The sequence below is a fragment of the Rhizobacter sp. P3_B12 genome, from assembly GCF_056402895.1.
In genome coordinates this window covers 1-4,778 of record NZ_JBFUGN010000461.1, presented here as the reverse complement: position 1 = coordinate 4,778, position 4,778 = coordinate 1, and the positions used below count along the sequence as shown (strand labels likewise).

Below are 4,778 nucleotides of genomic sequence, written 5' to 3'. Positions count from 1 at the left end.
GCAGCGTGCGCAGCGAGGCCGCGCTGTCGTCGGCGGTGCCGCGCCAGCGCAGGCCGGCCTGCGTGTGGCTGACGCGCGGGCCGTCGCCGGCGGCCAGGTCGTTCAGCAGCGTGAGCGCCGCGGCCGGCGGCTTCGTGCCCTCTGCGATCGCGAGGCCGACGCGGAACACCGCGTCGCGCGCGGCGACCACCGGCGCGAGGTCGTCGGTCGATGCCTTCAGCGCCGTGGCACCGCGCGCATCGACCAGGTCCTGCTCGAGGCACCACTGTGCGAAGCGCGCCCAGCTGCTCAGGCGCTCGGATGGCGTATCGGACAGGTGATCGCCGGCGGTGTTCGCGAACTCCAGCGCGAGCGCGCCGCCGACGCCCGCCGAGACGGTGGCCATCAGCGCCGTCCTTATGTCGATGACGGCCAGTAGCGCTGCTCGGTGTCGGCGAAGCGCGGGTGGGCGTCGATGCGCGACAGCAGCTCGGCGAAGCCGGGTCGTGCCGAGGCCAGGTGAGGGCGCGTGCCGAAGCACTTCGACAGCGCCGCGGCCATCAGGTCGAGTGCGCCGGGTTCGTCGCCCGCCAGGAAGGCGGCGGCCGGCGGCGCGGTGAAGTTGTCGGCGAACACCTCCCACAGCCCGTGCAAATGGCGGCGCGTCTGCGCGCGGATGCGCCTGGCCTCGTCGTCGCTGCAGGCCTCGCAGAAGCGCTCGGGGAAATCGATGATCGTGATCGCCGGATAGACGTTGGCGGCCAGGTAGACGAGCCCGCGCAGGTGGCTGGCGCGCGCGGCCGCGTCGGCGGGCAGCAGCCGGGCCTCGGGGTGCGTGAGGCCGAGGTGGATCAGGATCGCCGCCGTCTCGGTCAGCAGCTGGCCGCCGGCGCCCTGCAGCGTCGGGATCTGCACCAGCGGGTTGGCGAGCTTCAGCCGGTCGCGGCCGGGCGACTCGGTCCACGGCGCGGCCTCGACGGTTTCGAACGGCACGCCGCACAGGCGCAATGCGGCATCGACGGCGGCGCAGCCGACCGACCCGGGCGTGGCAAAGAGGGTGTACATGGGACGTTCCTGAAGGTGTCGAGGCGGTCTTATTCTGCCTAACCGGTTAGGCAAGTCAATCACCCTGATCGCATGTGCCGGTCACTTGGGTTCAAATCGGCGGCATGAGCAAGGCGTTCACCAAAGAGACCGATTCCAGCGACGACGAGGACGACGAAGTCGGCCTGCCGGCGTTGCCGCAGGGCACGCGCAACTACATGACGCCTGGCGGATACCAGGCGCTGCGCCACGAGCTGCTGACGCTGCTCGACGACGAGCGGCCGAAGGTCGTCGAGGTGGTGTCGTGGGCCGCGAAGAACGGCGACCGTTCCGAGAACGGCGACTACCTGTACGGCAAGAAGCGGCTGCGCGAGATCGACCGCCGCATCCGCTTCCTGACCAAGCGGCTCGACATCGCCGAGGTCGCCGACCCGTCGCTGCACCACGGCAACGACCAGGTGTTCTTCGGCGCGACGGTCACCTATGCGAACGAGCGCGGCGAGGAGCGCACCGTCACGATCAAGGGCATCGACGAGTCGGACAGCAGCCGCGGCGAGATCAGCTGGATCGCGCCGATCGCGCGGGCGCTGCTGAAGGCGCGCGTCGGCGACGAGGTGCAGTTGATGACGCCGGGCGGCCTCGAGCGGATCGAGGTGATCGACGTGCAGTACCCGAAGGGCAGTGGAGGCTAGGGCTTCACGCGGGTGACGCGCAGCACCGGCGCGGCACGGCGCAAGGTGCGCATCACGTCGGCCAGGTGCAGCCGGTCGCGCACGCTCAGCAGCAGGCGCAGCTCGATCGTCTGCGCCGCCGGTTCGTCGTCCATGTCGATGTGGGTGATGTCGGCCTCGGCCTCGCTGACGGCGGCCGCCACCTGGGCCAGCACGCCCTTGCCGTTCTTCAGCAGCAGCGTGACGCCGGTCTCGAACGCGCGCACCGGCTCCTCGGCCCACTCGACCGTCATCCAGCGCTCGCTGTCGCGCTCGAACAATCGCTTCGCGGTCGAGCAGTCGACGGTGTGCACCAGCAGCCCTTCGCCGCGGCCGAGGTAGCCGACGATCGCGTCGCCGGGGATCGGCCGGCAGCACGGCGCCATCTGCACCGAGGCGCCCTCGCTGCCGTCGATCACCACCAGGCCCTGCGACGGCGCGTTGTCGTCGGCGGCGTAGCGGCCCATCGTCAGCGTCAGCGCATCGGGGCGCTCGCCGCGCTCGCCCATCATCTGGGCCAGCCGCTTCGCGACGATGGTCGCGATCTTGCGGCCGAGGCCGATGTCGATCAGCAGCTCGGCGCGCGAGCGCGTGCCGCTCCAGCGCGCGAGCTGCTGCCACAGCGCGCCGGCCGCGGCATCGGCCGGGTCGCTGGCCGGCATGTTCAGGCCTTCGGCGCGCAGCGCCTGCGCGAGCAGCTTCTCGCCCAGCTGCTGCGACTCTTCCTGCTCCATGTTCTTCAGGTAGTGGCGGATCTTCGAGCGCGCCCGGCCGGTGCGCACGAAGTTCAGCCAGGCCGGGTTCGGCCGCGCGCCCGGCGCGGTGACGACCTCGACCACGTCGCCGCTGCGCAGCTCGGTGCGCAGCGCGACCGGGTCGCCGTTGACCTTGGCCGCGACGCAGTGGTCGCCGACGTCGGAGTGGATCGCGTACGCGAAGTCGACCGGCGTCGCGCCGCGCGGCAGCGCCATGATGCGGGACTTCGGCGTGAACACGTAGACCGCATCGGGGAACAGGTCGATCTTGACGTGCTCGAGGAACTCGTTGGCGTCGCGCGTCTCGTCCTGAATGTCGATCAGCGACTGCAGCCACAGCGTGCCCAGGCGCTGCGCGTCGTGCAGCTGGGTGGTGCCGCCGGCCTTGTACATCCAGTGCGCGGCGATGCCCTTCTCGGCCACCGCGTGCATCGGCTCGGTGCGGATCTGGAACTCCACCGCCGTGCCCAGCGGGCTCACCAGCGTGGTGTGCAGCGACTGGTAGCCGTTCGCCTTCGGGATCGCGATGTAATCCTTGAAGCGCCCCGGCAGCGGCTTGTACAGCTGGTGCAGCACGCCGAGCGCGAGGTAGCACTCGGGCAGCGTGCCGACCACGATGCGGAAGCCGAAGATGTCGTTGACCTGCGCGAAGCTGAAGTGCTTCTCGCGCATCTTGCTGTAGATCGAATAGAGCGTCTTCTCGCGGCCGAACACCTGCACCTTCTGCTGGGCCTGCGGCTGCGCGTCGGTGWAGGCTTTCTCCACCTCGCGCTGGATGCGCTCGACGATGTCGCGCCGGTAGCCGCGCGCGCGCAGCACCGCCTTCGACAGCGCCGCATGGCGCCACGGCCGGGTGTGCTGGAACGACAGCTCCTGCAGCTCGCGGTAGGTCTGGTTCAGGCCGAGCCGGTGTGCGATCGGCGCGTAGATGTCGAGCGTCTCGCGGGCGATGCGCATGCGCTTGGCCGACGCCATCGCGTCCATCGTGCGCATGTTGTGCAGCCGGTCGGCGAGCTTGATCAGGATCACGCGCACGTCGCGCGCCATCGCGAGCAGCATCTTGCGGAAGGATTCGGCCTGCGATTCCTCGCGCGTGGAGAACTGCAGCTTGTCGAGCTTGGTCAGGCCGTCGACGAGGTCGGCGGTGGACGAGCCGAAGCGCTCGATCAGCTCGACCTTGGTGACGCCGCAATCCTCCATCGCGTCGTGCATCAGCGCGGCCATGATGGCCTGCGCGTCGAGCTTCCAGTCGGCGCACAGGCCGGCGACCGCGATCGGGTGCGTGATGTAGGGCTCGCCGCTGGCGCGGAACTGGCCCAGGTGGGCCTCGTCGGCGAAGCGGTAGGCCTCGCGCACGCGCTTGATGTCGGCGGCGTCGAGGTAGTCGAGCTTGTGGGTCAGCGCGGCGAACGAGGCGGCCGCGGCGTCTTTCGTCGCTGCCGGCACCGGCGTGCTGCCGCCGCGGCCCGAGGGGGCGGGCGGTTCACGCAAGGCAGTGGCCGGAGAACGGGCGTTCATGGCCCGAATTTATCGCGGATTCGCCGCAGATGCCGCGGTGGGGCCGCAGCAAGGGAAAACGAGAACGGCCCGCGAGGGGCCGTCTGGGGGTGAAGCACCGCGTGCTTCGGGAGATCAGCAGATCAGATCGGCACCTTGCGCAGCATCTCGATGCCGATCTCGCCTTGGGCGATCTCGCGCAGCGCGGTCACGGCGGGCTTGTTCTTGGTCTCGATCTTCGGCGCGTGGCCCTGGCTCAGCATGCGGGCGCGGTAGGTGGCGGCCAGCACGAGCTGGAAGCGGTTGGGGATCTTGACGAGGCAGTCTTCGACAGTGATGCGGGCCATGGCAAGAACTCCGTTCTCAGTTGAGATTCAGGTTGGCAAAGACAGCAGGTTTGCTTCTTTGCAGCGCAGCGTACTTGAGCCGCTGCGAGTGAACGATCGCCTTCAGGTCGAAGAGCGCCGACTCGAAGAGAGCGTTGATGATAACAAAGTCGAAATGTCGGGCTTGCGCGACCTCGACGCGGGCGTTCGTCAGGCGCTGCTCGATGACATCCGGGTGGTCCTCGCCGCGCCGGTTCAGGCGCTGCGCGAGTTCTTCCCAGCTGGGCGGCAGGATGAAGATCAGGATCGCGTTCGGGAACAGCCGCTTGATCTGCAGCGCGCCCTGCCAGTCGATCTCGAGCACCACGTCGTGGCCGCCGGCGATGCGCTCCTCGATCGCCTGGCGCGAGGTGCCGTAGAGGTGGCCGTGCACCTCGGCCCATTCGAAGAAGTCGCCGGCCGCGATC

Annotated in this window: 6 protein-coding genes; 1 reads left to right on the top strand and 5 read right to left on the bottom strand. The window is 69.5% G+C overall.

The genetic code is table 11. The features are described 5' to 3' along the window. On the bottom strand, positions 1 to 385 hold a 385-nt coding region (locus AC1D01_RS21185), incomplete at its 3' end, for an ABATE domain-containing protein (protein WP_477869767.1). 11 nt (positions 386 to 396) lie between these two features. Next, positions 397 to 1,044: a glutathione S-transferase family protein gene (locus AC1D01_RS21180; protein WP_477869765.1), complete on the bottom strand. Its 648-nt coding sequence runs from the start codon at positions 1,042 to 1,044 to the stop codon at positions 397 to 399. Positions 1,045 to 1,148: 104 nt separating this feature from the next. Between AC1D01_RS21180 and greB the strand changes: the two genes are divergently transcribed. After that, entirely contained in the window at positions 1,149 to 1,715 is a 567-nt protein-coding gene (gene greB / locus AC1D01_RS21175) for a transcription elongation factor GreB (protein ID WP_477869763.1), read from the top strand. Here the strand turns inward: greB and AC1D01_RS21170 are convergent. From AC1D01_RS21170 to AC1D01_RS21160, 3 genes are all read right to left on the bottom strand, one after another. Next, positions 1,712 to 4,006, bottom strand: a complete 2,295-nt coding sequence (locus AC1D01_RS21170) for a RelA/SpoT family protein (protein ID WP_477869761.1) — start codon at positions 4,004 to 4,006, stop codon at positions 1,712 to 1,714. The genes greB and AC1D01_RS21170 overlap by 4 nt on opposite strands. 122 nt (positions 4,007 to 4,128) lie before the next feature. Then, positions 4,129 to 4,332 carry a DNA-directed RNA polymerase subunit omega gene (gene rpoZ / locus AC1D01_RS21165; protein WP_477869759.1) on the bottom strand — a complete coding sequence of 68 codons (204 nt, stop codon included), beginning with the start codon at positions 4,330 to 4,332 and terminating at the stop codon, positions 4,129 to 4,131. A 16-nt stretch (positions 4,333 to 4,348) separates the two neighbouring features. Next, a partial coding sequence (locus AC1D01_RS21160; protein ID WP_477869757.1) for a guanylate kinase occupies positions 4,349 to 4,778 on the bottom strand: 430 nt, incomplete at its 5' end.

Bases quoted from the DNA above. Each gene is read 5' to 3' on its own strand.
- AC1D01_RS21180 (WP_477869765.1), bottom strand. From the start codon at position 1,044: ATGTACACCCTCTTTGCCACGCCCGGGTCGGTCGGCTGCGCCGCCGTC.
- greB (WP_477869763.1), top strand. From the start codon at position 1,149: ATGAGCAAGGCGTTCACCAAAGAGACCGATTCCAGCGACGACGAGGAC.
- rpoZ (WP_477869759.1), bottom strand. From the start codon at position 4,332: ATGGCCCGCATCACTGTCGAAGACTGCCTCGTCAAGATCCCCAACCGC.